Annotated in this window: 24 protein-coding genes; 10 read left to right on the forward strand and 14 right to left on the reverse strand. The window is 73.2% G+C overall.

Going from position 1 to position 25728, the window contains the following annotated elements; all coding sequences use genetic code 11:
* Positions 1 to 45 precede the first annotated feature (45 nt).
* The gene (locus V4Y03_RS01095) at positions 46 to 837 is read right to left on the reverse strand and encodes an NPP1 family protein (protein WP_442809477.1); all 792 of its coding nucleotides are present in this window, start codon (positions 835 to 837) and stop codon (positions 46 to 48) included.
* Positions 838 to 927: 90 nt separating this feature from the next.
* Here V4Y03_RS01095 and mgt point away from each other — a divergent pair, with 90 nt between their 5' ends.
* Positions 928 to 2130 (forward strand): macrolide-inactivating glycosyltransferase, encoded by a 1203-nt coding sequence (gene mgt / locus V4Y03_RS01100; RefSeq protein WP_332433583.1) that lies wholly within the window; start codon positions 928 to 930, stop codon positions 2128 to 2130.
* Between the two features lie 58 nt (positions 2131 to 2188).
* Positions 2189 to 2587, forward strand: coding sequence for a DUF4440 domain-containing protein (locus V4Y03_RS01105; RefSeq protein WP_317873015.1), 399 nt, complete (start codon positions 2189 to 2191; stop codon positions 2585 to 2587).
* Between the two features lie 55 nt (positions 2588 to 2642).
* On the opposite strand, the gene secD is transcribed toward V4Y03_RS01105, so the two are convergent.
* Both secD and V4Y03_RS01115 read right to left on the reverse strand, forming a co-directional pair.
* Positions 2643 to 4949, reverse strand: coding sequence for a protein translocase subunit SecD (gene secD, locus V4Y03_RS01110; RefSeq protein ID WP_332433584.1), 2307 nt, complete (start codon positions 4947 to 4949; stop codon positions 2643 to 2645).
* 258 nt (positions 4950 to 5207) lie between these two features.
* Positions 5208 to 5642, reverse strand: a complete 435-nt coding sequence (locus V4Y03_RS01115; RefSeq protein ID WP_332433585.1) for a hypothetical protein — start codon at positions 5640 to 5642, stop codon at positions 5208 to 5210.
* A 207-nt stretch (positions 5643 to 5849) separates the two neighbouring features.
* Here V4Y03_RS01115 and V4Y03_RS01120 point away from each other — a divergent pair, with 207 nt between their 5' ends.
* On the forward strand, positions 5850 to 6593 hold the full coding sequence (locus V4Y03_RS01120; RefSeq protein WP_332433586.1) for a lysophospholipid acyltransferase family protein: 744 nt from the start codon (positions 5850 to 5852) through the stop codon (positions 6591 to 6593).
* Here V4Y03_RS01120 and V4Y03_RS01125 read toward each other — a convergent pair.
* The 6 genes from V4Y03_RS01125 to V4Y03_RS01150 all read right to left on the reverse strand — a co-directional run bounded on the left by V4Y03_RS01125 (position 6571) and on the right by V4Y03_RS01150 (position 12746).
* Positions 6571 to 7494 (reverse strand): glutaminase, encoded by a 924-nt coding sequence (locus V4Y03_RS01125; protein WP_317875209.1) that lies wholly within the window; start codon positions 7492 to 7494, stop codon positions 6571 to 6573. The two genes, V4Y03_RS01120 and V4Y03_RS01125, sit on opposite strands and share 23 nt — an antisense overlap.
* Positions 7491 to 8570 (reverse strand): enoyl-CoA hydratase/isomerase family protein, encoded by a 1080-nt coding sequence (locus tag V4Y03_RS01130; RefSeq protein ID WP_443079706.1) that lies wholly within the window; start codon positions 8568 to 8570, stop codon positions 7491 to 7493. Before V4Y03_RS01130 ends, V4Y03_RS01125 begins: the two co-directional genes overlap by 4 nt.
* Before the next feature lie 283 nt (positions 8571 to 8853).
* A complete protein-coding gene (locus tag V4Y03_RS01135; RefSeq protein WP_317875211.1) occupies positions 8854 to 9537 on the reverse strand; it encodes a GNAT family N-acetyltransferase in 684 nt (227 codons plus the stop codon).
* 286 nt (positions 9538 to 9823) lie between these two features.
* On the reverse strand, positions 9824 to 10552 hold the full coding sequence (locus V4Y03_RS01140) for a ribonuclease H family protein (RefSeq protein ID WP_332433589.1): 729 nt from the start codon (positions 10550 to 10552) through the stop codon (positions 9824 to 9826).
* A gap of 65 nt (positions 10553 to 10617) precedes the next feature.
* Positions 10618 to 11535 carry a phosphatase domain-containing protein gene (locus V4Y03_RS01145; RefSeq protein ID WP_332433590.1) on the reverse strand — a complete coding sequence of 306 codons (918 nt, stop codon included), beginning with the start codon at positions 11533 to 11535 and terminating at the stop codon, positions 10618 to 10620.
* A 2-nt stretch (positions 11536 to 11537) separates the two neighbouring features.
* Positions 11538 to 12746, reverse strand: a complete 1209-nt coding sequence (locus V4Y03_RS01150; RefSeq protein WP_332433592.1) for an RNA ligase — start codon at positions 12744 to 12746, stop codon at positions 11538 to 11540.
* Between the two features lie 190 nt (positions 12747 to 12936).
* On the opposite strand from V4Y03_RS01150, the gene V4Y03_RS01155 reads away from it, so the two are divergent.
* From V4Y03_RS01155 to V4Y03_RS01165, 3 genes are all read left to right on the forward strand, one after another.
* Positions 12937 to 13269, forward strand: coding sequence for a hypothetical protein (locus V4Y03_RS01155; RefSeq protein ID WP_317877383.1), 333 nt, complete (start codon positions 12937 to 12939; stop codon positions 13267 to 13269).
* A 150-nt stretch (positions 13270 to 13419) separates the two neighbouring features.
* The gene (locus V4Y03_RS01160; RefSeq protein ID WP_332433594.1) at positions 13420 to 14001 is read left to right on the forward strand and encodes a dienelactone hydrolase family protein; all 582 of its coding nucleotides are present in this window, start codon (positions 13420 to 13422) and stop codon (positions 13999 to 14001) included.
* A gap of 192 nt (positions 14002 to 14193) precedes the next feature.
* Positions 14194 to 15366 (forward strand): hypothetical protein, encoded by a 1173-nt coding sequence (locus V4Y03_RS01165; protein ID WP_443079707.1) that lies wholly within the window; start codon positions 14194 to 14196, stop codon positions 15364 to 15366.
* 71 nt (positions 15367 to 15437) lie between these two features.
* Here V4Y03_RS01165 and V4Y03_RS01170 read toward each other — a convergent pair whose 3' ends face one another.
* Both V4Y03_RS01170 and V4Y03_RS01175 read right to left on the reverse strand, forming a co-directional pair.
* On the reverse strand, positions 15438 to 16007 hold the full coding sequence (locus tag V4Y03_RS01170) for an NADPH-dependent FMN reductase (RefSeq protein ID WP_317877381.1): 570 nt from the start codon (positions 16005 to 16007) through the stop codon (positions 15438 to 15440).
* A 170-nt stretch (positions 16008 to 16177) separates the two neighbouring features.
* Positions 16178 to 17758 carry an aspartate:alanine exchanger family transporter gene (locus V4Y03_RS01175; protein ID WP_332433596.1) on the reverse strand — a complete coding sequence of 527 codons (1581 nt, stop codon included), beginning with the start codon at positions 17756 to 17758 and terminating at the stop codon, positions 16178 to 16180.
* Positions 17759 to 17816: 58 nt separating this feature from the next.
* Here V4Y03_RS01175 and V4Y03_RS01180 point away from each other — a divergent pair, with 58 nt between their 5' ends.
* A complete protein-coding gene (locus V4Y03_RS01180; RefSeq protein WP_317877379.1) occupies positions 17817 to 19196 on the forward strand; it encodes an NAD(P)/FAD-dependent oxidoreductase in 1380 nt (459 codons plus the stop codon).
* A gap of 153 nt (positions 19197 to 19349) precedes the next feature.
* Here the strand turns inward: V4Y03_RS01180 and V4Y03_RS01185 are convergent, their stop codons facing one another.
* Entirely contained in the window at positions 19350 to 20171 is an 822-nt protein-coding gene (locus V4Y03_RS01185; protein WP_332433598.1) for a hypothetical protein, read from the reverse strand.
* A 193-nt stretch (positions 20172 to 20364) separates the two neighbouring features.
* Between V4Y03_RS01185 and V4Y03_RS01190 the strand changes: the two genes are divergently transcribed.
* From V4Y03_RS01190 to V4Y03_RS01200, 3 genes are all read left to right on the forward strand, one after another.
* Entirely contained in the window at positions 20365 to 20805 is a 441-nt protein-coding gene (locus tag V4Y03_RS01190) for a GNAT family N-acetyltransferase (protein ID WP_332433599.1), read from the forward strand.
* Positions 20806 to 20897: 92 nt separating this feature from the next.
* A complete protein-coding gene (locus tag V4Y03_RS01195) occupies positions 20898 to 21977 on the forward strand; it encodes an NAD(P)H-dependent amine dehydrogenase family protein (RefSeq protein ID WP_332433600.1) in 1080 nt (359 codons plus the stop codon).
* The gene (locus tag V4Y03_RS01200; protein WP_332433601.1) at positions 21974 to 22462 is read left to right on the forward strand and encodes a carboxymuconolactone decarboxylase family protein; all 489 of its coding nucleotides are present in this window, start codon (positions 21974 to 21976) and stop codon (positions 22460 to 22462) included. The genes V4Y03_RS01195 and V4Y03_RS01200 overlap by 4 nt, the downstream gene beginning before the upstream one ends.
* A 58-nt stretch (positions 22463 to 22520) precedes the next feature.
* Here V4Y03_RS01200 and V4Y03_RS01205 read toward each other — a convergent pair whose 3' ends face one another.
* On the reverse strand, positions 22521 to 24164 hold the full coding sequence (locus V4Y03_RS01205) for a GMC oxidoreductase (protein ID WP_317878025.1): 1644 nt from the start codon (positions 24162 to 24164) through the stop codon (positions 22521 to 22523).
* 108 nt (positions 24165 to 24272) lie between these two features.
* Complete coding sequence (locus V4Y03_RS01210; protein WP_317878026.1) at positions 24273 to 25706, reverse strand: aspartate ammonia-lyase; 1434 nt, start codon at positions 25704 to 25706, stop codon at positions 24273 to 24275.
* Between the last annotated feature and the right edge of the window lie 22 nt (positions 25707 to 25728).

Raw genomic sequence — 25728 nt, forward strand, 5'->3', positions numbered from 1 at the left:
GCACAGTGGCCACGGGGGCGGGGACCGGGCGCCCGCGCCGGGCGGTCAGGCGTACGGGTCGAAGGGGATGCCCGCAGGTTTGGCCTTGGCGAGGTGGGCGGCGAGGTTGCCGTCCTTCAGGCCGAAGACGGCGTTGCCGAAGTCGGCCTGGCTGAGCTTGTCGCGCAGGCCCGCGGGGTAGCCGTTCCAGCCGACCAGGCTCGGGTACTGCCAGGTGTGCTGGTGGTTCTCAGGCGGTTCGTCGTTGGTGTTGGCGGGCCGGAAGCAGTGCGTCCCGATGCCGTCCTTGTGGTAGACGACCTTGGGGTGGGTGCCGTCCCAGCGGATCGCGTCCCGGCCGTAGGTGTTGAAGTTGCCGTGGGCGGAGGTGGAGACGTACTGCGCCTGGTCGTTCTGCACCCAGACCACGACGTGCTCCCAGTCGTGGCGGTGTCCGCCGAGACCGCTTCCCCACACCGCCTGGTCCTTCTCGAAGTACAGGCCGTAGATGATCGCGCACCAGCCGTTGTTGCACTTCGCCCGGGAGTAACCGTTGGTCTGGGTGAGGTCCCAGGAGTCGCGGCACTGGCCGCTGACGGTGCCGGAGGGGTTGAGGCCAGCGTTGAGCGTGCCGTCGGGGCCGATGGCGGGTGTGGGGTAGCAGCCGTCCGTGTCGTAGTCGTAGGCCGGCTGGAAGGTCCGCTCCAGGGCGTCGGCGTTGGCGGGAAGGGCGGCGGGCGGCGCGGCGAGGGCGCTCGCCGGGAGGGCGATGAGCAGGGTGAGGGCGCCGGCGAGGGCGAGGGTGCCCCTGGCGGCGTACGCCTGTGTCTTCACGGAGTTCCCTGGGTCGGGCGGCATGGTTCGACGGACGCCATCTTGGCATGGACAGAACACCGTCGACAGAGGAATTCATTAGACGATACGTATCGTCTCGCTTAAGGTGGCGGAATGACCCCCATCACAGCCCCCTCACCCGCCCACATCGCCATGTTCTCCATCGCCGCCCACGGCCATGTGAACCCCAGCCTGGAGGTCGTCCGGGAGCTCGTCGCCCGGGGACACCGCGTCAGCTACGCCGTCCCCGCCTCCTTCGCCGAGAAGGTCGCGGCGACCGGGGCCACCCCCGTCGTCTACCGCTCCACCCTGCCGACCGACGAGGACCCCGACGCCTGGGGCACCGAACTCATCGACCACCTCGAACCGTTCCTCGCCGACGCCGTCCAGGCGCTGCCGCAGCTCGCCGAGGCCTTCGCACGGGACCGGCCCGACCTGGTCCTCCACGACATCACCTCCTACCCGGCCCCCGTCCTCGCCCACACCTGGGGCGTCCCGGCCCTCTCCCTCTGGCCGAACCTCGTGCCGTGGGAGGGGTACGAGGAGGAGGTCGCCGAGCCGATGTTCGCCGGGCTCAAGGCGTCGCCGCGCGGCAGGGCCTACTACGCGCGCTTCGCGGCCTGGCTCGCCGAGTACGGCATCGACACCCACCCGGACAGGTTCGTCGCCCGCCCTCGCCGCGCCCTCGTCCTCATCCCCGAGGCCCTCCAGCCGCACGCCGACCGGGTCGACCGGTCCGTCTACACCTTCGTCGGCGCCTGCCAGGGCACGCGCGCCGAGCAGGGGGAATGGCGGCGCCCGGAACACGCGGAGAAGGTGGCCCTGGTCTCCCTCGGCTCCGCCTTCACCAAGCTGCCCGGCTTCTACCGGGACTGCGTCGAGGCCTTCGCGGGACTCCCCTCCTGGCACCTCGTCCTGCAGATCGGGAAGTTCGTCGACCCGGCCGAGCTCGGCGAACTGCCGCCGAACGTCGAAGTGCACTCCTGGGTTCCCCAGTTGGCGGTCCTCCGGCAGGCCGACGCATTCATCACCCACGCGGGCGCCGGAGGCAGCCAGGAGGGCCTGGCCACGGCCACGCCCATGGTGGCCGTCCCACAGGCCACCGACCAGTTCGGGAACGCCGACATGCTCCAGTCCCTGGGCGTGGCACGGCACCTGCCGATGGAGGAGGTCACCCCCGGGCGGCTGCGCGAGGCGGTGCTCGCCCTCAGCGGTGATCCCGAAGTGGCGCGCCGCGCGCGGGAGGTCCAGGAGTCGATGCGCCGCGAGGGCGGCACGATCCGGGCGGCCGATCTCATCGAGGCCGAACTCGGCTGAACGGCAGCTCTCTTGCCGTGTCAGGCCCGACCGGCGGGACACCCCCTACGCTCGTGTCATGTCCAAGACTCAGATAGACGCGGTGACCGCCGAGTTCTACGGCGCGTTCGACAATCGTGGCGGCAAGGCCCCCGACGTGGGCCGGATCCGCCGGCTGGTGCTGCCCCAGGGGGTGATCGTCTGCACGGCGCCCACGTTCACGGCGTACTCCGTGGAGGAGTTCGTCGTCCCGCGCGAGCGGCTGCTGACCGACGGGCGGCTCGTCGACTTCTCCGAGTGGGAGACCTCGGAGGAGACCCGGATCGAGGGTGACATCGCCTCGCGCTTCGGCACGTACCGCAAGTCCGGGGTCCTGGACGGGCAGCCGTACGACGGCGAGGGCACGAAGACCCTCCAGTTCGTCCGGACCCCGGACGGCTGGCGGATCGCCGCGCTGTCCTGGTTCGACCAGCCCTGACCGGGGCGGCGGCCCGTCCCCCGGCGCACGGGGAACGGGCCGCCGCGGTACGCGGTCAGACCACGGCGCCCACACCTCGGCGGGACACCGGGGCCGGGGCGGGAGCGGGATGGCGTGCCTCCAGGGCCACCGCCAGGGGCATCGCCGTGAACACGGTGGACGCCATGCCGAGCACGACACCCGCGAGCAGCGCCACCGAGAAGTCGGTGAGCGAGTCGCCGCCCAGAACGGCGAGCGCCACCAGGACGAAGAGCGCACCCATGCCGGTGTTGACGGTACGGGGCAGGGTCTGGGCGACGGCCCGGTCGGCGAGGTCGGGCAGCGGAATCCGTCCGCCGCGACGGCGCAGCTCGCGCAGCCGGTCGAGCACGACGACCGAGTCGTTCACCGAGTAGCCGACGACCGTCAGGAGAGCGGCGAGGAAGACGCTGTCCACCGGCTTGCCGAGCCAGGCGAACAAGCCCACGACCAGCAGCACGTCCTGGGTCATCGCCGCCACGGCCGCCGTCGCGTAGGTCCAGCGGAACCGCACCGTCAGATAGAGGAGCTGCGCCACCACCGCGAGGCCGAGGGCGATCGTCGCGTGCGTGCGCAGTTCCCCGCCCAGGCTCGGGCCGATCAGGTCGTCGCGCTCCACCTCCACCGGGCCGGCCACCCGGGTGAGGGCCTCCCGGATGTCCCGCTGTTCCTCGTCACCGGTCTCCCGGACGCGCACGGACACCTCTCCGCGCGCCGCCCCGTCGCCGCCGTCGGCGGCCTCCGCGCCGCCCGTCGTCTGCACCACCGCGTCGGGGAAGCCCGCGTCCGCGACGGCCGCGCGCGCCTCGTCGGCGTCGACCGGACGTTCGGCGGTGTACTGGACCACCCGGCCGCCGGTGAACTCGACGCCGAACTCCAGGCCGCGTACCCCGATCCCGGCGAGGGCAACCAGCAGGAGCGCCCCGCAGGAGAGCAGCCAGCGGCGGCGGTGGGCCATCAGCCGCGGAACACGCCGGGTCAGCCGGGTCCGCAGTCGGCCGAGTCCGGCGATGCCGGTGACCGAGGGCCTCCGGCGTACGGCCGGCAGGCGCAGCGTGAGGTCGGCGAGGAGCCGGGTGATGACCATGGCGCTGAGCAGCGAGGTCACGACGCCGATCGCGAGGGTCACACCGAAGCCCTTGACCGGGCCGGAGGCGAAGACGAACAGCAGGCCGGCCGCGAGCAGGGTGGTGATGTGGGAGTCCGCGACCGCGCTCCACACCTTGCCGAACGCCGTTTCGAGCGGCCGCCGGAGGTCGCGCCCGGCGGTCCGGCCGAGGGCCGCGTACTCCTCCCGTGCCCGTTCGAAGACGAGGACGTTCGCGTCGACGGCGATGCCGATGGCCAGGACGAAACCGGCGAGGCCCGGAAGCGTGAGCGTGGCGCCGAGGGCGACCACCGCGGCGTAGGAGATCAGCCCGTACAGCAGCAGGGCGACGGTCGCCAGGACGCCGAGGAGCCGGTAGACCAGCATGACGAACAGGCCCGTGCAGGCGAGGCCGATCACCGCCGCGAGGGCGCTGGCCCTGATCGCCTCGGCGCCGAGGGTCGGTCCCACGGTGCTCTGCTCGACCGTCGTCACCGGGACGGGCAGCGCGCCGCCCTGCACGAGCGCCGCGAGGTCGCGGGCCTCCTGGCCGGAGAACCCCCCGGTGATCTGCGCGGAGCCGCCGCCGATGCCCGAGCCGCACGGGACGCCCTGCTGCATGGCGGGCGCGGAGACGACACGGTCGTCGAGCACGATGGCGACCCGGCGCGCCGGGTCGCCGGGCGCCGCGCAGGCCGCGTCGCCGGTGAGCCGCGCCCAGGTGCCGGCGGCGGAGTCGCGGAAGGCGAGGTCGACCGTCCAGCCCCCGCCGTTCGTGGCGTCGAGCACGGCCTCGGCGCTCTTGACGCCGTCCCCGGTGAGCGAGGGGGCGCCCAGGGCGAGGAAGGCTCCCGGCGCGTCGGGGTCGGCGAGGACCCTCGTCCCGTCCTTGGCGGCCGGTCCCGCGGGCCCCTGGACCGTGCCGGTGACCGTGTGGAAGGTGAGCTGGGCGGTACGGCCGATGACGTCGGCCGCCTCGCGCGGGTCGCGCAGTCCGGGGAGTTCGACGACGATGCGCCGTTCGCCGGAGCGGGCGAGCGAGGGTTCGGCGACGCCGAGCCCGTCGACGCGTTTGCGGAGGACCTCAAGGGCGCGGTCGGTGGCCGCCGCGTCGGCGCGGACGGTGGGCCCGTCCTCGGTCTGCAGGACGATGCGGGTGCCGCCCCGCAGGTCGAGGCCGAGCCGGGGCGGGGTGGTCAGGGTGATCCAGAGGGAGAGGGCGACGACGGCGAGCGCGAGGAGCGCGCGCCAGAGCACGGACCGGGAGCCGCGTCCCGGCCGGGAGGGCCGTGCGGGACCGGAGGCCCGGGCAGGGCGGGAGGGACGTGGGGAACGAGAGGTGCGAGAGGTACCTGGGGACACGGGTGCTCCACTGGCAGCGCACGGCGGCGGCGCCCGCCCACGCACGCGCGTGGGGGCGCCCGGCGGCCGTGCCGGGCGTACGGTCGGACACGCGTCGTGAACCGGTCCGGTACGCGGACATGCCGAGGACCCGGACGGCGACGCGGAGGAACGTCAGCTGTGCCGGGCGGCGGGAGGGCCACGGGGGACGCGGGGGCCCCGGGGAGCGGTGGGCGGGGCGCGCTCCCGGCGCGGGTCGCCCATGAGGACACCGCGCGCGGGTACGGAGAGGTCGGCGGGAACGGCGGCCGTGGTCACGGGCGTTCCCGGGAACCGTACGGGGTTCTCGACGGCCGCCGGGAGGCGTACGACCGCGGTGGTCGCCAGCTGGGGGTCCGGGGGCGCGACGTGGTGAGCGGGGGCGGACGAGGCCGTGCCCGGTGCTGATCCCGAGGGCGCGACCGGAGCGGTCGTCGGGCCGGCCGACGCCGCCGTTCCCGTCAGGGGCGTCCCCTGCGCCTGGGGCGCCGGGAGCAGCAGGAGCGACCAGATGGCGCAGAGCATCGCGGGCAGGAGCGCCGCGATGCGTCGCGTGGAAGGTCCCACCACCCCGCCCCTCCCCCTCTTCCCCGTGTGTCCCGTGTGCCGGTCGGCCGAGGCCAGCGTAGACCGGGCGGAGAACTCCCCGGCCACCGAGCCCCGTCCGGTGGGTGGGGTCGAGTACGTCGGCTGAGTACGGGTGCTCATGCGGGGCGCCGCGGGCCCTCGCACGATGGGTGGGTCAGCGCATCGACCTCGGAGCCAGGGGGCCCGTCCGTGCTCAGCCGCATCGCCGCCCATGTCGTCCCGTTCTTCGGGCGGCTGACCGTCACCGCCGACCCCGGGGCCCGGCTGGAGCCCGGCAGCATCCTGGTGGTGAACCACACCTCGACCGCCGACCCGGCGCTCGTCCTCGCCGCGCTCCGCCGGAGGCTGGCCGTCGAGCCCGTCCTGCTGGCCACGGCCGGGCTCTGGCGGATCCCGCTGCTCGGCCGGGCGCTGACCCGCGAGGGGTATGTGCCGGTGCACCGCAACACGGCGCGCGCCGCCGTCGCCCTGGACCACGCGGCGGTCGCGCTCGCCTCCGGGCGGCACGTGATGCTGTACGCGGAGGGCCGCATCCCGCCGCGCCGGGACGCGGCCGAGTGCCCGCCGGAGTCGTTCCGTACCGGGCTCGCGCGGCTCGCCGGGGCCACGGGGGCGCCAGTGGTGCCGATCGGTCAGGCGGGTGCCCGGCGGATCACGTCCGGCGGGCGGGCGAAGCAGATCGCGGGGGTGCTCACCGCGCCGGTCCGCAGGCCGGGGCTGCATGTGCACATCGGGACGCCGCTGCGGCTGCCCGCCGACGTGGCCGAGGCGACGGAGCTTGCCCACGGGGCGGTCACCGAGGCCTGGCGCAGGGCGGCGGGGGCGCTCGGGGAACCGGCGGCGCTGGACGGCGCCCGGGCCGTGCCTGCGGGCGGGCGGCGCCGTCTTCCGGACGCGGCCTCGTGGGGCCTCAGAAGACGGACAGGCCGGTGATGGTCGTGAAGCGGTCGAGCGCCGTCACGCCCGCGACCGAGTTGCCCCGGCGGTCCAGGCCCGGACTCCACACGCACAGGGTGCAGCGGCCCGGCACGACGGCGACGACCGCGCCGCCGACGCCGCTCTTGCCCGGGAGTCCCACGCGGTAGGCGAAGTCGCCCGCGGCGTCGTAGGTGCCGCAGGTGAGCATGACGGCGTTGACCTGTTTGGCCTGGCTGCGGGTCAGCAGCCGGGTGCCGTCGGCGCGCAGGCCGTGGCGGGCGAGGAAGCCGGTGGCCAGGGCGAGGTCGGCGCAGGAGGCTTCGACGGAGCACTGGCGGAAGTACTCGCGCAGCAGGTCGGGGACGGGGCCGGTGATGTTGCCGTAGGAGGCCATGAAGTGGGCGAGGGCCGCGTTGCGGTCGCCGTGGGCGGCTTCGGAGGTGGCCACGTCGGTGTCGAAGCCGAGGTCCGGGTTGCCGCTCTCGGCGCGCAGGAAGTCGAGCAGGCTGCCCGAGGCGTCGCCGGTCAGCCGGTGCAGGCGGTCGGTGACGACGAGGGCGCCGGCGTTGATGAACGGGTTGCGCGGGATGCCGTGCTCGTACTCCAGCTGGACGAGGGAGTTGAACGGGTCGCCGGAGGGTTCCCTGCCGACGTGGGCCCAGAGCGCGTCGCCCTCTCCGGCGAGGGCGAGCGCGAGGGTGAAGACCTTGGTGACGGACTGGGTGGAGAAGGGGCGCCGCCAGTCGCCCACCCCGTAGACGGTGCCGTCGAGTTCGGCTACGGCCATGCCGAAGTCGGTGGGGTCACCGGCGGCGAGGGCGGGGATGTAGTCGGCGGGGGTGCCCCGCTCGGTGAGTGCGGCGATCTCCTCGGCGATGAGGTCCAGTACGGGCCCGAAGGAGGTGTCCGCGGTCACACGGGGTCCCCGGCGGCCCCGCCGTCGCGGGCGGCTTCGAGGCCGAGGTCGCCCTCGGCCGGTGCGGCGAAGTAGCGGGCGACGTCCTCGTCCGTGACCTCGGCGAGGGTGGCCGGGGTCCAGTGGGGGTCGCGGTCCTTGTCGACGACCTGGGCGCGGATGCCCTCGACGAGGTCGGGGGTGGCGAGGGCGGCGCAGGAGGCCCGGAACTCCAGGTCGAGGACCTCTTCGAGGGTGGTGAGGGCGCGGGACCTGCGGAGGGTCGCCAGGGTGGCCTTGAGGGCGGTCGGGGACTTGGTGAGGAGGGTGGTGGCCGCCTCCTTGGCGGCGGGGGCGCCGGTGTCGAAGAGGCGCTCGATCACCTCCTCGACGGTCTCGGCCCGGTAGCAGGCGTCGATCCACTCCCGCTGCTCGGCGAGCACGCCTGCCGGGACCGTCGCGGTGTGCCGGGCGACGGCCTCCTCGGCGGGGAGGCGGGCCAGGTCCCGGACCAGGTCGGGCAGTTCGGCGGCGGGGACGAAGTGGTCGGCGAGGCCGGTGAGGATCGCGTCGGCGGCGCCGACGAGGCCGCCGGTGAGGGCGAGATGGGTGCCGAGTTCGCCGGGGGCGCGGCCGAGGAGGCGGGTGCCGCCGACGTCGGGGACGAAGCCGATGCCGGTCTCGGGCATGGCGACCCGGGAGCGTTCGGTGACGACGCGGACGGAGCCGTGCGCGGAGACGCCGACGCCGCCGCCCATGACGATGCCGTCCATGAGGGCGACATAGGGCTTGGGGTAGCGGGCGATTCGGGCGTTGAGCCGGTACTCGTCGCGCCAGAAGGCGCGCGAGGCGGAGCCGCCGGCGCGGGCGTCGTCGTGGATGGCGCGGATGTCGCCGCCGGCGCAGAGGCCGCGTTCCCCCGCGCCCTCGATGACGACGGTGCCGATGTCCGGGTCGTGCTCCCACCGGGTCAGGGCCGCGTCGACGGCGAGGACCATGGGGTGGGTGAGCGCGTTGATGGCGCGGGGGCGGTTCAGGGTGATGAATCCGGCCCGGCCCTCCGTCCGCAGGAGTACGTCGGCGGTTCCGGTCGGCACGATCACTCGGTCCCTTCGGTGGCGCTGTTCGCTGGTGCGATCACCGTACCGGGGCGGTCCTTCGGTGGAGCGGCCGACCGGTGCCGGTCGGCGCCGAAGGGGAGGCGCCGGGCGCGAGGGGGCGGGAAGGACTCATCCGCTTCTCGCGGATCCTGATTGCACGGTGCGCGGTCCGGTGACGGCCGCTACCCCGCGTCCTCACTGTCGGGTCCTTCCCGTCCCTTCCATGGAACCACCGCTCCGGTGGGGGCGCGAGCGCCCGTCGGAGCGGTGGTGGAGGGGGTCAGGCCGGGAGCAGGTCCTGCGGGACGCGCACCTGGCGGGGGGTGGACAGACGGAGTTCGATGATGTCCCTGACCGTGGGCCATTCCTCGTCGAGGATCGAGTAGAAGGCCGTGTCGCGGACGGCTCCGTCGAGCCCTCGGGAGTGGGCGCGGCGAACGCCTTCGCAGCTGGCTCCGAGGCGCTCGATCGCGATTCTGGAGCGGGTGTTCCGGGCGTCGGCGCGCAGGGTGATGCGGCGGACGCCCCAGGCTTCGAAGGCGTGCCGGAGCATGAGGAATTTGGCCTCTGTGTTGATGCCGGTGCCCCGGGCGTCGCCGGCGATCCAGGTGTTGCCGATCTCGGCGGCGTCCGGCACGGCGGTCAGGGGATCGCCGTGGGGCATACCGGGGACGGGCGGCCAGACCAGCGGGCCCCTCCAGTAGTCGAGTTCGAGGAACCGGGTCGAGCCGATGACTCGTTCGTCGGCCGTACTGATCAGGGCGAAGGGCAGGGAACGTCCTGCCGCCTGATCGGCGAGGGCGCGGCCGATGTAGTCGAGGGCCGATGGGAAGCCGTCGGGTACGGGGGTGAAGGCGTAGGCCGATCGGTCCGCCCCGCCGGCCCGGGCGAGGGCTTCGGCGTGCCGCATCGCCAGCGGCTCCAGGCGCACGGAGCGCCCGGTCAGGAGAACAGGTACTGGCACGGAACCTCGGGTCTTTCACGGGCAGGGAGAGCTTCCGCCGTGGGGAGACCGCGGCGGCTGCAAGGGGGAGGTTCTCGCCGGCCCCGATCACGTCGTGAGAACGACGAATGAGCAGGTAAAACGGTTCGTCACCGGTGGCGAGGAGGACAGTATGCAGCCACAAGCGCTCGGAGAACAGAACCCCGGACGAACCCGGGTACACGCCTGGGTGAAGGCTCGCGTGCGCCCGGGCCGGCCGGTCTCGAACAACGGACGGAGCCGCCCGCCAGTCGGACGGCGGGAGGGTTCAGACGCAGGTGGGATGGCCCCAGCCGTCGGGGTTCTTCGCGATGGTCTCGCCCTTGTCGTAGGCCTTGCCGCAGCGGCAGCGGCCCGAGAATCTGGCCTTGAGCGTGGCACCCGACGGGCGTGTCCGGCGGGCGGACGAACCGCCCTGAGCGCCCCCGGAGGAACCCGTGGCGGAGCCGCCCGTCGAACCGGACGGCGCGGAGGAGCGCGTGCGGGGCGCGGAGGCGCGTGTCGGCGCTTCCGGGGGCGGCAGCGGCGCCCCGGCGTCGGAGCCGGTGGCCTCCTGGGTACGGGCGGTGTGGCTGGCCGCGCGGTCGGCGGCGTCGTTGAGGGGGTCGCCGTCGACCTGGTGCGCGGGTACGTAGACGAAGTCGACGTTCCGGCCGGTGAGGAGGGCGTCGATGCGGACGACGAGTTCCTTGTTGGCGACGGGGCTGCCGGAGGAGGTCTTCCAGCCCTTGCGGCGCCAGCCGGGCAGCCAGGTCGTGACGGCCTTCATGGCGTACTGGGAGTCCATGCGGACCTCGACGGGCACCGCCGGGTCGAGTGTTTCGAGCAGCCGTTCCAGGGCCGTGAGTTCGGCCACGTTGTTGGTCGCCCGGCCGAGCGGGCCCGCCTCCCAGCGGTCGATCGCTCCGTCGGCCCGGCCGATGACCCATGCCCAGGCCGCGGGGCCGGGGTTTCCCTTCGACGCGCCGTCGCACGCCGCGATGATCTTTTCCACCATCCCACGATCCTGACACGGCGGCGGGGGTGGGTGGTCCCACCCCCGCCGGGCCGGCCGTCGCGCGGTCAGAAGGCCCCGTAGTTGACCTGCCAGGTGGGCAGGCCCATCCGGCGCCAGAGGGCGACGACCCGGTCGCGGTCGTCGAGCGAGACGCGGACGGCGTACCGGTGGCGGACGTGGGCGTCGAAGAGCTCGGCCTTCACGAGGTCGTCGCCGCGGCCGTCGCCGGAGGCGCGCATCCACAGCTCGTCGTACGGCACCTCGTGGCGGGCGAGCCAGCCCTCGGTGAGGGCCCGGTGGTCCTCGCTCCGGCCGGACAGCAGGACGATCCGGTCCCGTTCGGTGTGCCGGAAGGCCCGCAGGGCGTCGCGCACGGAGACGTTGAGCAGGTCGCGGTCGCAGCGGGTGAAGTCGTACGGGCCGCGGTCGACGCGCAGGGCGAGGGTGCCGTCGATGTCGCACATGACGGCCGTGGGGAGGCTCGGGTCGGGGACGTAGGGCTCCCCCACGGAGGGGCGGTCGTTGAGCCAGTCCGCGGTGAGCCGCCAGCCGTTCCGGGTGGCCTTGGCGTGCTTGTCGGCCAGGATCCGGATGATGTCCTCGCCGACCGGCCGCTCGCGGGCGGCGTCGCGGCGGACGCACTCGTCGACGGGCACGGCGGTGAAGTCGTGGACGGCGAAGGTGGCGAGGCCGCCCACGGCGGCCTTCAGGCGCTTCGGGATGTGCGGGGTGAGGTGGGTGTTGTCGACGACGACGTCGAATCCGCCGTCGACGGCGGCGCGGACGGCGGCGTCCTGGATGCCGAGCACGGTCTGCTCGTGCCCGTGGGACCGTCCCCGGTCGGCCGAGGGGATGTCGAGCATGGCGCGCAGGTCGTCGAGGTTGACGCGGCGGACGCGCCCCTCGGCGGCGGCCTGGAGGGCGCGGGCGGCCGTGGTCTTCCCGGAGGCGGGAAGACCGGTCATGAGGTGGACGACGGGCACGGTCAGTTCTCCTGGTCGTGGGCGAAGGGGTCCGAGGCCTCGGGGCGCAGCCCGCGCCAGACGAGGAGGTCGGTGGGGCGGCCGTCGAGGCGCAGGAAGACGGCGGCGCGCAGGCCCCGGTCGGGCAGGGCCGCGGCGGCGCGCGCGAAGGCGCCCCGGTCGGCGGCGAGGTGGGCGAGACGCGCGTAGGCCTCTTCGACGGCCCGCTCGCGGTCGACGGCCGCCGCTTCGAGGCGGGCGGTCACCTCGCGCACCCAGGCGTCGAACTCGTCGGGCACCTGCTCGAGGAGGGCGTCGAGGGGCTTGCCTCCGTCCGCCTCGACCTCGGTGACGGCGCAGCCGATCCCCTTGGCCACCTCGGCGGCGGGCAGGGCGGCGAAGCGCTGGATGCCGTGGCAGCGCCAGATGTCCCGCTCGGTGACACCGGTGAGCACCTTGTGGAGGCGTACGTACTCGGCGAGCTTGGCCTTGGCCCGCAGGCCGGAGGCGAAGCGCAGCACGAAGCCCTCGGCGTCGGTGCCGGTGGCCCGTCGGCCGCCGGGCAGGGTGTTGGACTCGGTGAGGGCGACGAGGTCGGCGACGCTCGTGGCCGGCCAGGTGCGCACCACGGAGCCGAGGGGGTGCCAGCCCGCGGCGGCCTCGGTGAGCGGGGTCTCGGTGCCGTCGGCGGCGAAGACGGCGAGCAGGACGAGGTCGCGGCGGTCGCCGTAGTCCACGACGATGCGGTTGCCCGGGTGGAGGATCTCCGCGAGGTACGTCACACCGGGGGTCAGTCCGGTGGTGTCGGCGGCGTCGAGACGGCGCTGCGCCCAGGTCGCCTGGACGCTGGTGAAGGAGCCCTTGGAGGCGGCGCGCCAGCGGCCGTCGTAGTGGAAGACCACGGCGAGGCTGCCGTCGACCTTGTCGTAGACCTCGAAGGGCTCATCGGGCAGCGGCGGTGCGTAGGGGCGGCCACCGGAGTGTTCGGAGACGTTGAAGAACTTGGGGAGGGGGAGCGCGACGATCCGGCCGGTGGTGTCGTCGGCCACGAGGCCCCGGCAGCGCGTGGTGGCCCGGTTCCAGTGCTGGGCGTACTGGCACGCGCGCGTGTACGTGTAGATCGACAGCGGCAGCTCGGGATGGCGCTTGCGTGTGATGTGCCCGTCGGCGAGTGCGGCGGAGAGCTCGTCGGACGGCATCAGGTCGTGCAGAGTCAGGGTCGCCTGGCTCATGGGGTCCCTCCCGTGGGTTCGTTGATCCATTCTCGGTCGGCGGGGCCCCGGAGCCCAATGGATTTCCGGGTCCGGACGGCGTGGCGGGGTGGTGCGCGGGTTCCCGATCCCGGGCGTGTCGGTGGTGCCCCGTAGACTCGCCGTCTGCCCGTCGGTGACGTCACCGGCACAGTCGAAGGAAGCGAGCCCCATGAACCACGCGGACGGCACGGCACCGATCTACGCCGAGCTCATACGGGAGCGGGGGGATGTTCCGGGTGACGTCCGCCAGGTCGCCGAGGAGGTTCTGCGGGACCTGAGCCGGGTCATCCAGATGCCGCCGCAGGGGGTTCCCGGGCCGCAGGGTGCTGTCGCTCACGCGGGCGCCATGGCTCACCCGGGCGCCATGGCTCACCAGGGCGCGCAGGTCGGTGCCCTGGGGCACCCCGGTGCGCAGGCGCACGGGAACGCGGGCGGGGCGATGGGCGTCGGCGGTCCCGTGGGCCAGGCCGGTGCCGTGCTGCCGCACCGTCCGATGCGCTGACCCCTGACTTCCCTCCCTCACGGTTCGTCGCGCCGGACCGCCGTCCGCGCACCGGGTCCCGGGCCGTTGTCAGTGGCGTGCGCGATGCTGTCCGGCGAACGGTCCGTGCCCCGGCGGCACGGGCACGAACGGTGACCAGGGGATGACGACATGGCTGAGGTTCTGCTCTTCCACCACGCGCTCGGTCTGACGGAGGGCGTCCACGCCTTCGCCGAGGAGCTGCGCCGGGGCGGACACACGGTGCACGTGCCCGACCTGTACGAGGGACGGACCTTCACCGACCTGGAGGCGGGCGCCGGCCACGCCCAGGAGATCGGTTTCGGGACGCTCGTGGCGCGCGGTGAGCGCGCCGCCGAGGGGCTGCCCGGGGCGCTCGTCCACGCCGGGTTCTCGCTGGGCGTGCTGCCCGCGCAGAAGCTGGCCCAGACCCGGGCCGGGTCCCTCGGCGCCCTGCTCATCGGCGCCTGCGTTCCGGTGGAGGAGTTCGGCTCGGCGTGGCCGGAGGGCGTGCCCGTCCAGGTGCACGCCATGGACGCGGATCCGTTCTTCGTCGACGAGGGCGATCTGACGGCGGCCCGCGCGCTGGTCGCGGGCGCGGCGGACCGGGAGCTGTTCCTGTACCCGGGGAGCGCGCACCTGTTCGCGGAGGCCGGCGCGCCCTCTCACGTACCGGAGGCGACCGCGCTCTGTGTCGAGCGGGTGCTGTGCTTCCTGGACGGTGTGCGGGGCTGAGCCCGCGGTCTCTGCCGGACAGTGCGCGGCAGACGGGTCAGCCGTTCGGTCGACCCCGGTGTCGTCCGTCCCGCCGCCCGTCGGGGGCCGGCTGTCGGACCGTGCGGGGCCGTGTACGGGCGGAGGATCGGGGCAGGACGCGGCCCGTCCCCGGACGGGGCCGCCCGTGCCCGCCGTACCGAGGAGTCCGACATGACGAAGTTCCGCCGTGCGTCCCGTACCGCCCGGGTGCTCGTGCCCGCGGCGGTGTCCGTCGTCCTGCTCGCCGGGTGCGCGCAGGCGCCCGGAGGGGCGTCGGCGGGTGCGACGTCACCGGCCGGAATCTCCCCCACCACCGCGCCGCCCACCGCCGGTTCCTCCATGACGGCGACGCCCGTCCCGGCCGGCAGGCCCGCGCCGGGCTCGCTCCTGGTCTCCGACTTCGGATCCGACACGGTCACCTTCGTCGATCCCGCGAAGGGCGCCACGGGCTCCGTGAAGGTCGGCACCGCTCCCTACGGTCTGGTCGTGGGCGCGGACGGGCGGGCCTGGGTGGCGACCGCCGAAGGGGTCGCCGTGGTGGACACGGCGACCCGGCAGCGCCTCGCCCTCGTCCCGTACCGGACGGACGCCGGTCCGACGGGCACCGGCGAGTACCGGGGCGGCGGCATGGGCATCGCGCTCTCGCCGGACGGCCACCGGGTGTACGTCGGCGTCAACGTGCCCGGCGGGAACGGCACTCTGGAGGTCATCGACACGGCGACGCGGAAGGTCACGGACACCGTGCCGGTGGGCCGACGGCCCTTCGACGTGGACGTGTCCGAGGACGGCAAGGAGGTGTACGTGACGAACCACGACTCCTTCGACGTCACCGTCGTCACGGCGGGGACCCTGGCACCGCGCCGCATCGAGGTCGCCCCGTACGGTACGGAGGGCGGGCTCGGTTCCTGGCTCAAGCCCCATTACACCGCCGTGCGGCCTTCCGACGGGAAGCTGCTGCTGCCGTTCGAGGGCGAGCGGCTCGCGGTGGTCGACCCCCGGACGGGCCGGACCACGACCGAGCCGATGACCGCCGACACCCATCAGCACGGCGCGACCGTGACCCCCGACGGGACGCTGTTCGCCGTCGGCACGGGGCCGATCGACCCGGCCGAGGACCGGGGCCCGTCGCTGACGGTGCGGACGCCCGGCGGGGCCGAGCGGGTCTACCCGCTGGACGGGCCGCACGAGGACGTGGCCGTGTCGAAGGACGGGCGCACCGCCTATGTGACCGGCGGTTTCACCCGGGACGGCTACTGGGACGGGCTGAGCGTCGTCGACCTCGACTCGGGCGACACCCGCCGGCTGGCGGCGGGCTCCCGGCCGCTGGGCGTCGTGGTCTTCTGACCCCCGGCGCGACGCGACTCCCGGCGGCCCTGCCGCCGGGAGTCGGGAGTCGGGAGTCGGCGCGCGACCGCTCAGCGCGGCGGAAGGACCGTCAGCACCCGCTCGACGAAGAGCTTGAAGTCCGCCATGAAGTCGCTGAGGAACTGCTGCGTCGTCGGATCGGTGACCTCCCCGTCGTCGCCGAACAGCCCCGGGGTGAACTGGATGTACGCCTCCGGGGCGTTCATCTGCGGGGAGTTGCAGAAGCTCAGCACCGAGCGGAGGCTCTGCTGGGCGACGGCGGTGCCGATCTTGCCCGGCGAGGCGCCGATGACGGCGGACGGCTTGTGGGTGAAGGAGTTGGTGCCCCAGGGGCGGCTGGCCCAGTCGATGGCGTTCTTGAGGCCGCCCGGGATGGAGCGGTTGTACTCGGGGGTGACGAAGAGGACGGCGTCGACGGCCGCGATGGCGTCCTTGAGGGCCTGGCCCTCCGGCGGGTAGGCGGCGTCGAAGTCGTGGTTGTAGAGGGGGAGGTCCTTGATGGGGATCTCCCGGAACTCCAGCCCGGGGGGCGCGACGCGGATCAGGGCCCGGGAGAGGATCCGGTTGATGGACTTCGTCGAGAGGCTGCCGACGAAGTAGCCGACCTGGTACGTGGCCATGCGGGCTGTCCTGCCTTCCGGGGACGGTGCGGGGCTGGGGCGGCCCCGGCCCGCCGTGGCGGCCGGGGTCCCCGGGCAACGTAACCCGGCCGCCGCACCGCGGCGACCGGAGGAACCTGCGGGCCGACGATCGGTCGGAGGCCCATCACCGGTCGGAGGCCCGCGGTCGGTCAGAGGCCCACGATCAGCTGGATGCAGACGATCTTCACGAGGATGGCGAGGGCGAACAGGGTCGCGTATCCGGTGTTGACCCGGCTGTCCGAGACCCGGCTGTTGGCGTACGCGGTGATGGCCGGATTGCCCACGTACCCGGCGAGCAGTCCCATGGTGCGCGGCCTGCTCTGGCCGAGGAGCCGGGCGACGAGGACCATCAGGGCGTAGCTGAGCACGGCGCTGATGACGAGCACGGTCAGGAGTTTCAGTCCGAAGAGGGAGAAGGCGTCGCGGCGGAAGGCGTAGCCCGAGGTGAGTCCGACGCAGGCGAGGAAGATCAGCAGGCCGATCTGGCGGAGCGTGAGGTTGGCACGGGTCGGCAGGACCCAGACGAGGGGCCCGGTGCGGCGCAGCCGGCCGAGGATCATGGCCATGACGAGCGGCCCGGCGGCGGTGCCGAGGGAGAGGACCGTGGAGCCGATGGTGAGCTTCGGGATGCCGATGAGGAACCCGGCGGCGAGGCCGAGGCCCATGCTGACGGCGCTGACCTCGCTGACCTTGGCCTCGGTGTCGCCGAGGAAGCCGGTCACCTCGGCGGTGCGCTCACGGGGCATGACGACGCGGACCCGGTCGTCGAGCTGGAGGAGCAGGTCGTCGTGGGCCAGCAGGTCCTGGTCGCCGCGGCGGACGCGGGTGGCCTTGGCGCCGTAGAGCTCGCCGAGGCGGATCTCGGCGACCGTCCGGCCGGCGAGGTCCGGGTTGGTGAGCAGGATGCGCCGGTAGTCGACGACATCGCGCCGGTCGAGGAGATGGGTGGGCGCCTGGGTGCCGAGTGCCTCGATCCCGGCGGCGACGGCCTCCGGGCCGCCGACGAGGACGACCTGGTCGCCGGGGGCGAAGGTGTCGGGGGCGAGGGCCACCCGGGGGGTGCCGTCCCCGCTCCGCCGGGCGCTGGCGAGGAGCTGTCCCCCGGCAGAGCCGGGGACGTCGGCCCAGTGGACCGTCCGGGTGACATCGACCGTGCGGGTGATGAGTTCCCTCGGGAGTCCGGTGCCGGGGTCGCGGCGGCCGGTCCAGTTCCGGACGGCGGCGATGCCCGCGACGAAGAGGATGGTGAGGACGACGGCGAGGGGGTAGCCGATCGCGTAGCCGGTGGCGGGCTGGGACGGGACGGACGACGAGGCCTGGGCGGCGGCGAGGCCCGGGGTGGTGGTGCCGATGCCGGCGTAGCCGCCCGCGAGGTAGGGGCCGTCGATGCCGAAGACGGTGTTGCCGAGGAAGCCGACGGCGAGGGCGGTGACGACGAGCGCGGCGACGGCTCCGGTCATCACGGCCAGCTGGGGCCGGAGTTCCCTGAAGAAGGCCGGGCCCGCTTCGAGGCCCACGGTGTACACGTACAGGGCGAGGCCGAGGACCGCGAGGCCCGCGGGCACGGCGGGGCCGATGTCCGGGTCGAGCGCGCCGAGCAGCAGCCCCACGAAGAGGACTCCGGCCGCGCCGAGCTTCACGGGACCGAAGCGGACCATGCCGAAGAGCGATCCTGCCGCAATGACGATAAAAAGGGTGAACCACGGATAGTCAGCGAAAAATTGCCACATGGGCTTACTCAGCCATATCCGATGGCTTCTTGCACGCTCATACGGAAGGGCGGACAGCGTGACGCGACCGAGGATTCTCGTGGTGGGCGCCGGATTCGCCGGAGTGGCCTGCGTACGGAGGCTCGAACGGCGGCTCGCGGAGCGGGAGGCGCAGCTCGCACTGCTCTCGCCGTTCTCGTACCAGCTGTACCTGCCGCTGCTCCCCCAGGTGGCGGCGGGGGTGTTGACCCCGCAGTCGGTCGCGCTCTCGCTGCGGCGCAGCGAACGGCACCGGACCCGGATCGTGCCGGGCGGCGTGGTCGGCGTGGACACGGCGGCGAAGGTCTGCGTGGTGCGCACGATCTCCGGCGAGTACGTGACGGAGCCGTACGACCATCTCGTGCTGTCGCCCGGCAGTGTGACCCGCAGCTTCGACATCCCCGGTCTCGCCGAGCACGCGCGCGGGATGAAGACGCTGGCGGAGGCGGTGTACATCCGCGACCACGTCATCGCCCAGCTCGACCTGGCGGACGCCAGCACCGACGAGGAGGAGCGGGCCGCGCGGCTGCGCTTCGTCGTGGTCGGCGGCGGCTACGCGGGTACGGAGACGGCGGCCTGCCTCCAGCTGCTCACCCACAACGCGGTGAAGCGGTATCCGCGCATCGACCCGAAGCTGATCAAGTGGCATCTGGTGGACATCGCGCCGAAGCTGATGCCGGAGCTGGGCGACAAGCTCGGCGCCGCCGCGATGGACATCCTGACCCGGCGGGGCATCGAGGTGTCGCTCGGGGTGTCGGTGGCCTCGGTGGACGCGGAGACGGTGACGCTCACCGACGGGCGGGTGCTGCCGAGCCGGACGCTGATCTGGACGGCCGGGGTGGCGGCGAGTCCGCTCATCGGCACGCTCGGCGCGGACACCTTCCGGGGGCGGCTCGTCGTCTCGGCCGAGATGGCGGTCCCCGGACTCGACGGGGTGTGGGCGCTCGGCGACGCGGCTGCGGTGCCCGATCTCGCCAAGGGCGAGGAGGGGGCGATCTGCCCGCCGACCGCGCAGCACGCGATGCGCCAGGGGAAGGCGCTGGCCGACAACCTGGTGGCGACCCTGCGCGGGGAGCGGATGCATCCGTACACGCACAAGGACCTGGGGCTGGTGGTGGACCTCGGCGGTATGGACGGGGTGTCGAAGCCGCTCGGGGTGGAGCTGCACGGGATGCCTGCGCAGGCCGTTGCCCGCGCGTACCACTGGGCGGCGCTGCGGACGAACGTGGCGAAGACCCGAGTGATGACGAACTGGCTGCTGAACGCGGTCGCCGGCGACGACTTCGTACGGACGGGCTTCCTGGCCACGAAGGCGGGGACGCTGCGGGACTTCGAGTACACGGACGCGTATCTGACGCCGGAGCAGGTCAGGAGCCATACGGCCGCGTTCCGCGGGGCGGTGGGGGCGGGCGGGAGCTGAGGGCGTGGGCGGCTGCGCCGCGGCGAGGGAGGCGGGTGGGTCCGGCTGCCACCGGACCCACCCGCCTCCGTCGTCCGGCTCCCGCCCGCGCCGTCGCGCTTCCGCTTCGCCCCTCCGCCTTCCGATCCGCCTTCCGGTGCGCCTTCCGGTGCGTCAGCGGGCGAGTTCCGGGGCCGGACCCATCACCACGACGGGTTCCGCCGCCGGGTCGAGGGCGCGCAGCAGCGCGCGCAGCGGCTCGCGTTCCAGGGCGACGCAGGCCTGGGTGGGGCCGCCGTGGTCGACGTGGATCCAGACGCCGCCGCCCTTGTCGGCGCCGAGCGGGCGTTCCTTGTCGAGCGGGGTGCGGCCGGGGACGCGGTTGTAGTCGATGGCGATCACATGGTCGAAGGAGCCTTCCAGGGGTTCGCCGGAGAAGCCGGTGCCGCTGATGGCGAACTCCTCGTCCTGGTCGTACGGGAGGCGGGCTCCGGGATCGGGCAGCCGGCCGCCCGCGTCACCGATCCGGAAGACCCCGATGGGGGTACGCAGATCACCGGCGCTGTGGTCGGAGGTCCAGCCCTGGAGCGCGTTGTGGGCGGGCCAGGGACCGGCCGTCGGCATCCAGCGACCGCCGGGGTCCCGCGCGTACAGCGTCGCGGTGGAGGTGGAGGAGTCGGCGGTGGCTCCGGTGACGACGAGGGCCTGGGTGGTGCCGTCGGGCACGAGGCCCTGGGTGACCGGGCCGATGCCGGGCAGGCGTGGGGCGGGGACGGGCGTGGCGGTGAGGCTGTTGGCGGCCTCCGCCGGGCCTCCCGCCTCACCGGCCGCTCCGGCCGGCGGTCCCTCGGGGCGGGAGCCGCCACCGGGCGGAGCCGCGGCGGCTCGCCCGGCGGGAGGTGCGGACGGGGTGGGGTGCGCGCAGCCGGTGAGCAGCAGGGCCGCGCACAGTGTGCCGGCGCTCAGCAGCGCGGGGGCGCCCTTGCGGACGGACATGGACGGTTCCTCCTGGCCGGGGGCAGTGCAGCGATCCGTACCCGTTCGCCGGGCGGCGCTGCCGCGGTCCCCGCGCCCTCACCCGGACGGCGGCACTCTCGAACGGTCCCCGCTCCGGACGGCCCATCCACCCGTACGCCCCGCGCTCCGAAACCGGTTGCCCCTCCCCCACCCGGCGCGGTTTCCTGCTCCGATGAACGATCTTCGTATCGAGCGGGCTCTCAGCGAGGCGCAGCTCGCGGACTGGCGGGCCGTCCACAACGCGATCATCCCCACGGCCGTCCTCTCCTCCGACGAGGTGCGGGAGCGGGCCGGGCGGAACCGGCTGGACGTCGCGTACCTCGGTGACGTGGTGGTGGGCTGTTCCACGGTGCGCCCGCCGGACGAGGAGACTCCTGCGGCGACCGTCATCGCCCGGATCCTGCCCGGTTTCCGGGGGCGGGGCCTCGGGACCGCGCTGTACGAGAGGGGCCTCGCGCACGCGCGGACGCTGAGCGACGAGGGCGTGGAGACGGTGGTCCTCGCCTCCAACCCGGAGGGGCTGCGGTTCGCCCTCGCCCGGGGCTTCGCCGAGCTGGAGCGGTACGTCCTGCCGGGCGACACGGTGCCGTTCGTGGCGCTGCGCCTGACCTGACGCGTCCCCGCCCGACCGGGTGATCTGACGATTCGTCAGATCATCCGGTCGCGGGTCTGGGAACCTTCGGGGCCCGGCGCTACCCTCCGCGCATGATTCGGACGGTGGTGTGGGGTACCGGAAATGTCGGGCGCGCGGCGATCCGCGCCGTGGACGCCCATCCAGGCCTTGAGCTCGCGGCCGTGCTGGTCTCCGATCCGGCGAAGGTCGGACGGGACGCGGGCCGGCTCGCGGGGCTCGGCCACGATCTCGGGGTGACGGCCGTCGACGACGTCGGCGCGGTCCTCGGCTCGCGGCCGGGGGCGGTGGTGTACGCGGCTTCCGGCGATACCCGGCCCGACGGGGCGATCGAGGACGTGGCGCGGGCGGTGCGGACGGGCGCGGTGGTGGTCACCCCCGCGCTGTATCCGCTGTACGACCAGCGCAACGCGCCGCCCGAGTTCAGGGATCCGATGGTCGCGGCGGTCGCCGAGGGCGGTGGATCGCTGTTCGTGTCGGGCGTGGACCCGGGCTGGGGCAACGACGTGCTGCCGCTGCTGGTGAGCGGTCTGGCCGCCACGGTGGACGTGATCCGCTGCCAGGAGATCTTCGACTACTCGACGTACGAGCAGGAGGAGTCGGTCCGCGAGCTGGTGGGGATGGGCCGGCCGATGGAGTACGAGCCGCCCATGCTGTGGCCCTCCGTGCCGACCATGATCTGGGGCGGCCAGGTGCGGCTGATGGCGCGGGCGCTCGGGGCCGAGCTCGACGAGATCCGCGAGACGATGGAGCGGCGCCCGCTGGAGTCCACCGTGAAGACGCGGACGATGGGCGTCTTCGAGGCGGGGACGCAGGGCGCGGTCCGCTTCGAGGTGCAGGGGATCGTCGGCGGGGAGCCCCGGATCGTGATCGAGCACGTCACCCGCATCCACCCCTCGTGCGCGCCGGACTGGCCGGTGCCGCCCGACGGGGCGGGGGCGCACCGGGTGATCGTCGAGGGCAGTCCCCGCATCGAGGTGACGGTGGCGGCGACGGCCGAGGGCGAGAACCGGTCGGCGGGCGGGAACGCGACGGCGGTGGGCCGGCTCGTCGGGGCGATCGACTGGCTGGTGGCGGCGGAACCGGGACTGTACGACGCGCTGGACGTGCCCTTGCGGCCGGCGGTCGGGAAGCTGGGGAGGAGACCACGATGATCATCGACATTCCCGAGGGCCAGGAGCCCATCGGGTACGTGTGGGGCGACATGGTCCCGGAGATCGGGACGGCGGCGGCGAACTTCTCGCTGTCGGTGTACGCCCATACGACGCTGGGGCTGCGCGAGTTCGAGGCGGCGCGGCTGCGGATCGCGCAGATCAACGGCTGCGGCTTCTGTCTGGACTGGCGTACCGACCGGGACGGCGAGAAGGTCGAGGAGGGCTTCGACGAGGTCGTCGCGGCCTGGCGGGAGACGGAGGTCTCGGAGTCCTTCGACGAGCGGACGCGGCTCGCGGCCGAGTACGCCGAGCGGTACGCGCTGGACCACCACGGCCTGGACGAGGAGTTCTGGGCGCGGATGACGGCCCGGTACAGCCAGGCGGAGATCGTGGAGCTGACCATGAGTCTGGGCTCGTGGCTGGCGTTCGGGCGGCTCAACCGGGTGCTGGGGCTCGACACGGTGTGCGTGCTGCCGACGCACTGAGGACCGAGGAGAGGGGCCGGCCGGGATTTCCGGCCGGCCCCTCTTCGCGTGCGGGTGGTCAGAAGTCCTCGGCGACGATGCGCTCGATGTTGCGTTCGGCGAGGGCCGTGATGGTGACGAACGGGTTGACGCTGGTGTTGCCGGGGATCAGGGAACCGTCGATGGCGTAGAGGCCGGAGTAGCCGTGGAGTCGGCCGTAGTTGTCGGTGGCCTGCCCCAGGACGGCGCCGCCGAGGGGGTGGTAGGTGAGGTGGTCGCCCCAGATCTTGTACGCGCCGAAGAGGTCGGTGCGGTAGATCGTGCCCTCCTTGGCGTTGATCTTGTCGAAGATGGTCTTCGCCGCGTCGATGGAGGTCTGCTTCCAGGCCCGGTCCCAGTTCAGGTCGACCTTGGAGGTGGCCGGGTTCCAGCTGAACTCCGCGCGGTGCGGGGTCTTGGTGATGGAGAGGTAGAAGGAGGCGTAGGTCTCGATGCCGGTGGGCAGCGGGGCGACCTCGGCGAAGGCGCCGCCGGCGTCCCAGTTGTCGATGCCCGCCGTGGGCATGGCCGACTGGAGTTTGCCGGTCGGGTCCCACATGTGGTTGGCGCGGCCGCACATGACGTTGCCGTTGTCGCCCCAGTTCTTGCCGACCCGGTCGTTGAGGGCGGGGAGTGCGCCGGTGGCCTTGAGGCGGGTGAGGAGCTTGCTCGTACCGACGCTTCCGGCGGCGAAGAAGACCTTGTCGGCGGTGACCGTCTTGCTCACCAGGGTGACGCCGGTGGTGTCGATCTGGTCGATGACGACGGTGTAGCCTCCGCCGTCCGCCGGGGTGACGGAGGTGACCTTGTGCAGGGCGGAGACGGTGACCCGGCCGGTGGCCGCGGCCTGGGCGAGATAGGTCTTCTGGAGGTTCTTCTTGCCGGCGTTGTTGCCGTAGATGACCTCGCCGTCGAGGGCCGACTTCGGCACGTTGCCGGCGAGTTCCTGCTTCATGTACTCCCAGTCGTAGACGTTCGGGACGAACACGAAGGGGAAGCCGGAGCGCTCGGCGTGCTTGCGGCCGACGCGGGCGTACTGGTAGCAGGAGGCGTTCTCCCACCAGTTCTGGTCCACCTCGGTGACGCCGAGGCCGGCGTTGGCGCGGGGGTAGTAGGTGGAGTACATCTCGGCCGCGTCGACCGTGGGGAGGATGGCGGCGAAGTTCTCCCGGCGCGGGGTGACGGCCATGCCGCCGTTGACGAGGGAGCCGCCGCCGACTCCTCGGCCCTGGTAGACGGTGATGCCGGCGAAGTCCTCGGCGTCGAGGATGCCGGTGTGGCAGGGCACGTCCTTGTCGAGGGGGAAGCCGAGGAAGTTGCTCAGGGGCTGCTTGGTACGGCTGCGCAGCCAGAAGGAGCGGTAGTCGGGCCGGGTGGTGTTGGCGAAGATCTTGCCGTCGGATCCCGGGGTGTCCCAGGCCATGCCCATCTCGACCATGTGCACGTTCACGCCCGCGCGGGCGAGGCGGAGCGCGGCGACGGATCCGCCGTACCCGGTGCCGACGATGAGGGCGGGGACGTGCGCGCCGCTCGGGATGGGGGTGGAGGCGAGACCGGTGACGGCCTGCGCCGGAGTGGCGTGGCCGGCCAGGGCGGCGGCGCCGAGAAGAGAACCTGTTCCCGCGAGGAACCGGCGACGGCTGACGCCGCCGGTCCCCTTTCCGGACATGGGCTGTTCACTCATGTGATGTCCCTCACTGGTGAGCGAATGGGAACATGTTCTACTGTCGCTCGTCGGGGAAGTCACGAGAAACCGACGGGTAACTTATGTCCGGGTGCGCGTGCGAGGGCCTCAGACGAGGCTGGATCCCGGGGCGCCGGTGAGGCGCTCGGGGGTGAGCAGCTCGGCCAGCCGGTCGGCGGGGAGCAGCCCCTTCTCCAGGGTGAGTTCGACGACGCCGCGCCCGGTGGCGAGCGCCTCCTGCGCGATGGCGGTGGCGGCCGTGTAGCCGAGGTGCGGGTTGAGCGCGGTGGCGAGCCCGATCGAGTTCTCGACGGCCGCGCGGAGCGCCTCGGTGTTGGCGGTGATGCCGTCGACACAGCGCTCGGCCAGCGTCAGGCAGGCGGCGCGGAGCGAGAGCAGGCTCTTCGAGAGGGCGTGGAAGATCACCGGCTCGAAGGCGTTGAGCTGGAGCTGTCCGCCCTCGGCGGCCATCGTGATGGTGATGTCGTTGCCGATGACCTCGAAGGCGACCTGGTTGACGACCTCGGGGATGACGGGGTTGACCTTGCCCGGCATGATGCTGGAACCGGCCTGGACCGGCGGCAGGTTGATCTCGTTGAGGCCGGCGCGCGGGCCCGAGGAGAGCAGCCGGAGGTCGTTGCAGGTCTTGGAGAGCTTGACCGCGATGCGCTTGAGGACGCCGGACAGCTGAACGAAGGCGCCGCAGTCCTGGGTGGCCTCGATCAGGTTGACGGAGGTCACCAGCGGCAGCCCGGTCAGCTCGGCGAGGTTGCGGCGGGCGGTCTCGGCGTAGCCGGGGGCGGCGTTGAGGCCGGTGCCGATGGCGGTGGCCCCGAGGTTGATCTCGTGGATGAGCTCGATCGCCTCGGCGAGCCGGCCCCGGTCCTCCTCCAGCATCACGGCGTACGTGGAGAACTCCTGGCCCAGCGTCATGGGCACCGCGTCCTGGAGCTGCGTACGGCCCATCTTCACGACCTCGCGGAACTCCAGGGCCTTGGCGGCGAAGGCGTCCTGGAGCACGGCCATCGCGAGGAGGAGTTCACGGGCGGCGCCGATCGCGGCGATGCGGATGGCGGTCGGGTAGACGTCGTTGGTGGACTGACCGAGGTTGACGTCCTCGTTGGGGTGGAGCCGGCCGTAGTCACCCTTGGCGTGGCCGAGGAGTTCCAGGGCGCGGTTGGCGACGACCTCGTTGGCGTTCATGTTGGTGGAGGTCCCGGCACCGCCCTGGACGACGTCGACGACGAACTGGTCGTGGAGCCGCCCCTCGCGGATCTCCCGGCAGGCGCCCGCGATGGCCGCGGCCTTGTCGGCGGGGAGCAGGCCCAGCTCCTCGTTGGCGCGGGCCGCGGCCTCCTTGACGGCGGCGAGCGCGTCGATCAGCAGCGGGTAGACGGAGATCGGGATGCCGGTGACGGTGAAGTTCTCGGTGGCGCGCAGGGTGTGGACACCCCAGTAGGCGTCGGCGGGCACGTCCCGGTCACCGAGCAGATCGTGCTCGCGTCGGACGGGAGCGGGGTGCGGGGCCGGTGCGGGGAGCATGGGTGCCGTTCTCCTGGGGGTG

This window comes from Streptomyces sp. P9-A4 (genome assembly GCF_036634195.1).
Classification (GTDB): Bacteria; Actinomycetota; Actinomycetes; order Streptomycetales; family Streptomycetaceae; genus Streptomyces.

Coding starts and splice junctions, on each gene's coding strand:
- V4Y03_RS01190 (WP_332433599.1), top strand. CDS start 20,365: ATGAACGATCTTCGTATCGAGCGGGCTCTCAGCGAGGCGCAGCTCGCG.
- V4Y03_RS01095 (WP_442809477.1), bottom strand. CDS start 837: ATGCCGCCCGACCCAGGGAACTCCGTGAAGACACAGGCGTACGCCGCC.
- V4Y03_RS01195 (WP_332433600.1), top strand. CDS start 20,898: ATGATTCGGACGGTGGTGTGGGGTACCGGAAATGTCGGGCGCGCGGCG.
- mgt (WP_332433583.1), top strand. CDS start 928: ATGACCCCCATCACAGCCCCCTCACCCGCCCACATCGCCATGTTCTCC.
- V4Y03_RS01160 (WP_332433594.1), top strand. CDS start 13,420: ATGGCTGAGGTTCTGCTCTTCCACCACGCGCTCGGTCTGACGGAGGGC.
- V4Y03_RS01175 (WP_332433596.1), bottom strand. CDS start 17,758: ATGTGGCAATTTTTCGCTGACTATCCGTGGTTCACCCTTTTTATCGTC.
- V4Y03_RS01200 (WP_332433601.1), top strand. CDS start 21,974: ATGATCATCGACATTCCCGAGGGCCAGGAGCCCATCGGGTACGTGTGG.
- V4Y03_RS01150 (WP_332433592.1), bottom strand. CDS start 12,746: ATGAGCCAGGCGACCCTGACTCTGCACGACCTGATGCCGTCCGACGAG.
- V4Y03_RS01205 (WP_317878025.1), bottom strand. CDS start 24,164: ATGAGTGAACAGCCCATGTCCGGAAAGGGGACCGGCGGCGTCAGCCGT.
- V4Y03_RS01210 (WP_317878026.1), bottom strand. CDS start 25,706: ATGCTCCCCGCACCGGCCCCGCACCCCGCTCCCGTCCGACGCGAGCAC.
- V4Y03_RS01105 (WP_317873015.1), top strand. CDS start 2,189: ATGTCCAAGACTCAGATAGACGCGGTGACCGCCGAGTTCTACGGCGCG.
- V4Y03_RS01140 (WP_332433589.1), bottom strand. CDS start 10,552: ATGGTGGAAAAGATCATCGCGGCGTGCGACGGCGCGTCGAAGGGAAAC.
- V4Y03_RS01165 (WP_443079707.1), top strand. CDS start 14,194: ATGACGAAGTTCCGCCGTGCGTCCCGTACCGCCCGGGTGCTCGTGCCC.
- V4Y03_RS01170 (WP_317877381.1), bottom strand. CDS start 16,007: ATGGCCACGTACCAGGTCGGCTACTTCGTCGGCAGCCTCTCGACGAAG.
- V4Y03_RS01185 (WP_332433598.1), bottom strand. CDS start 20,171: ATGTCCGTCCGCAAGGGCGCCCCCGCGCTGCTGAGCGCCGGCACACTG.
- V4Y03_RS01155 (WP_317877383.1), top strand. CDS start 12,937: ATGAACCACGCGGACGGCACGGCACCGATCTACGCCGAGCTCATACGG.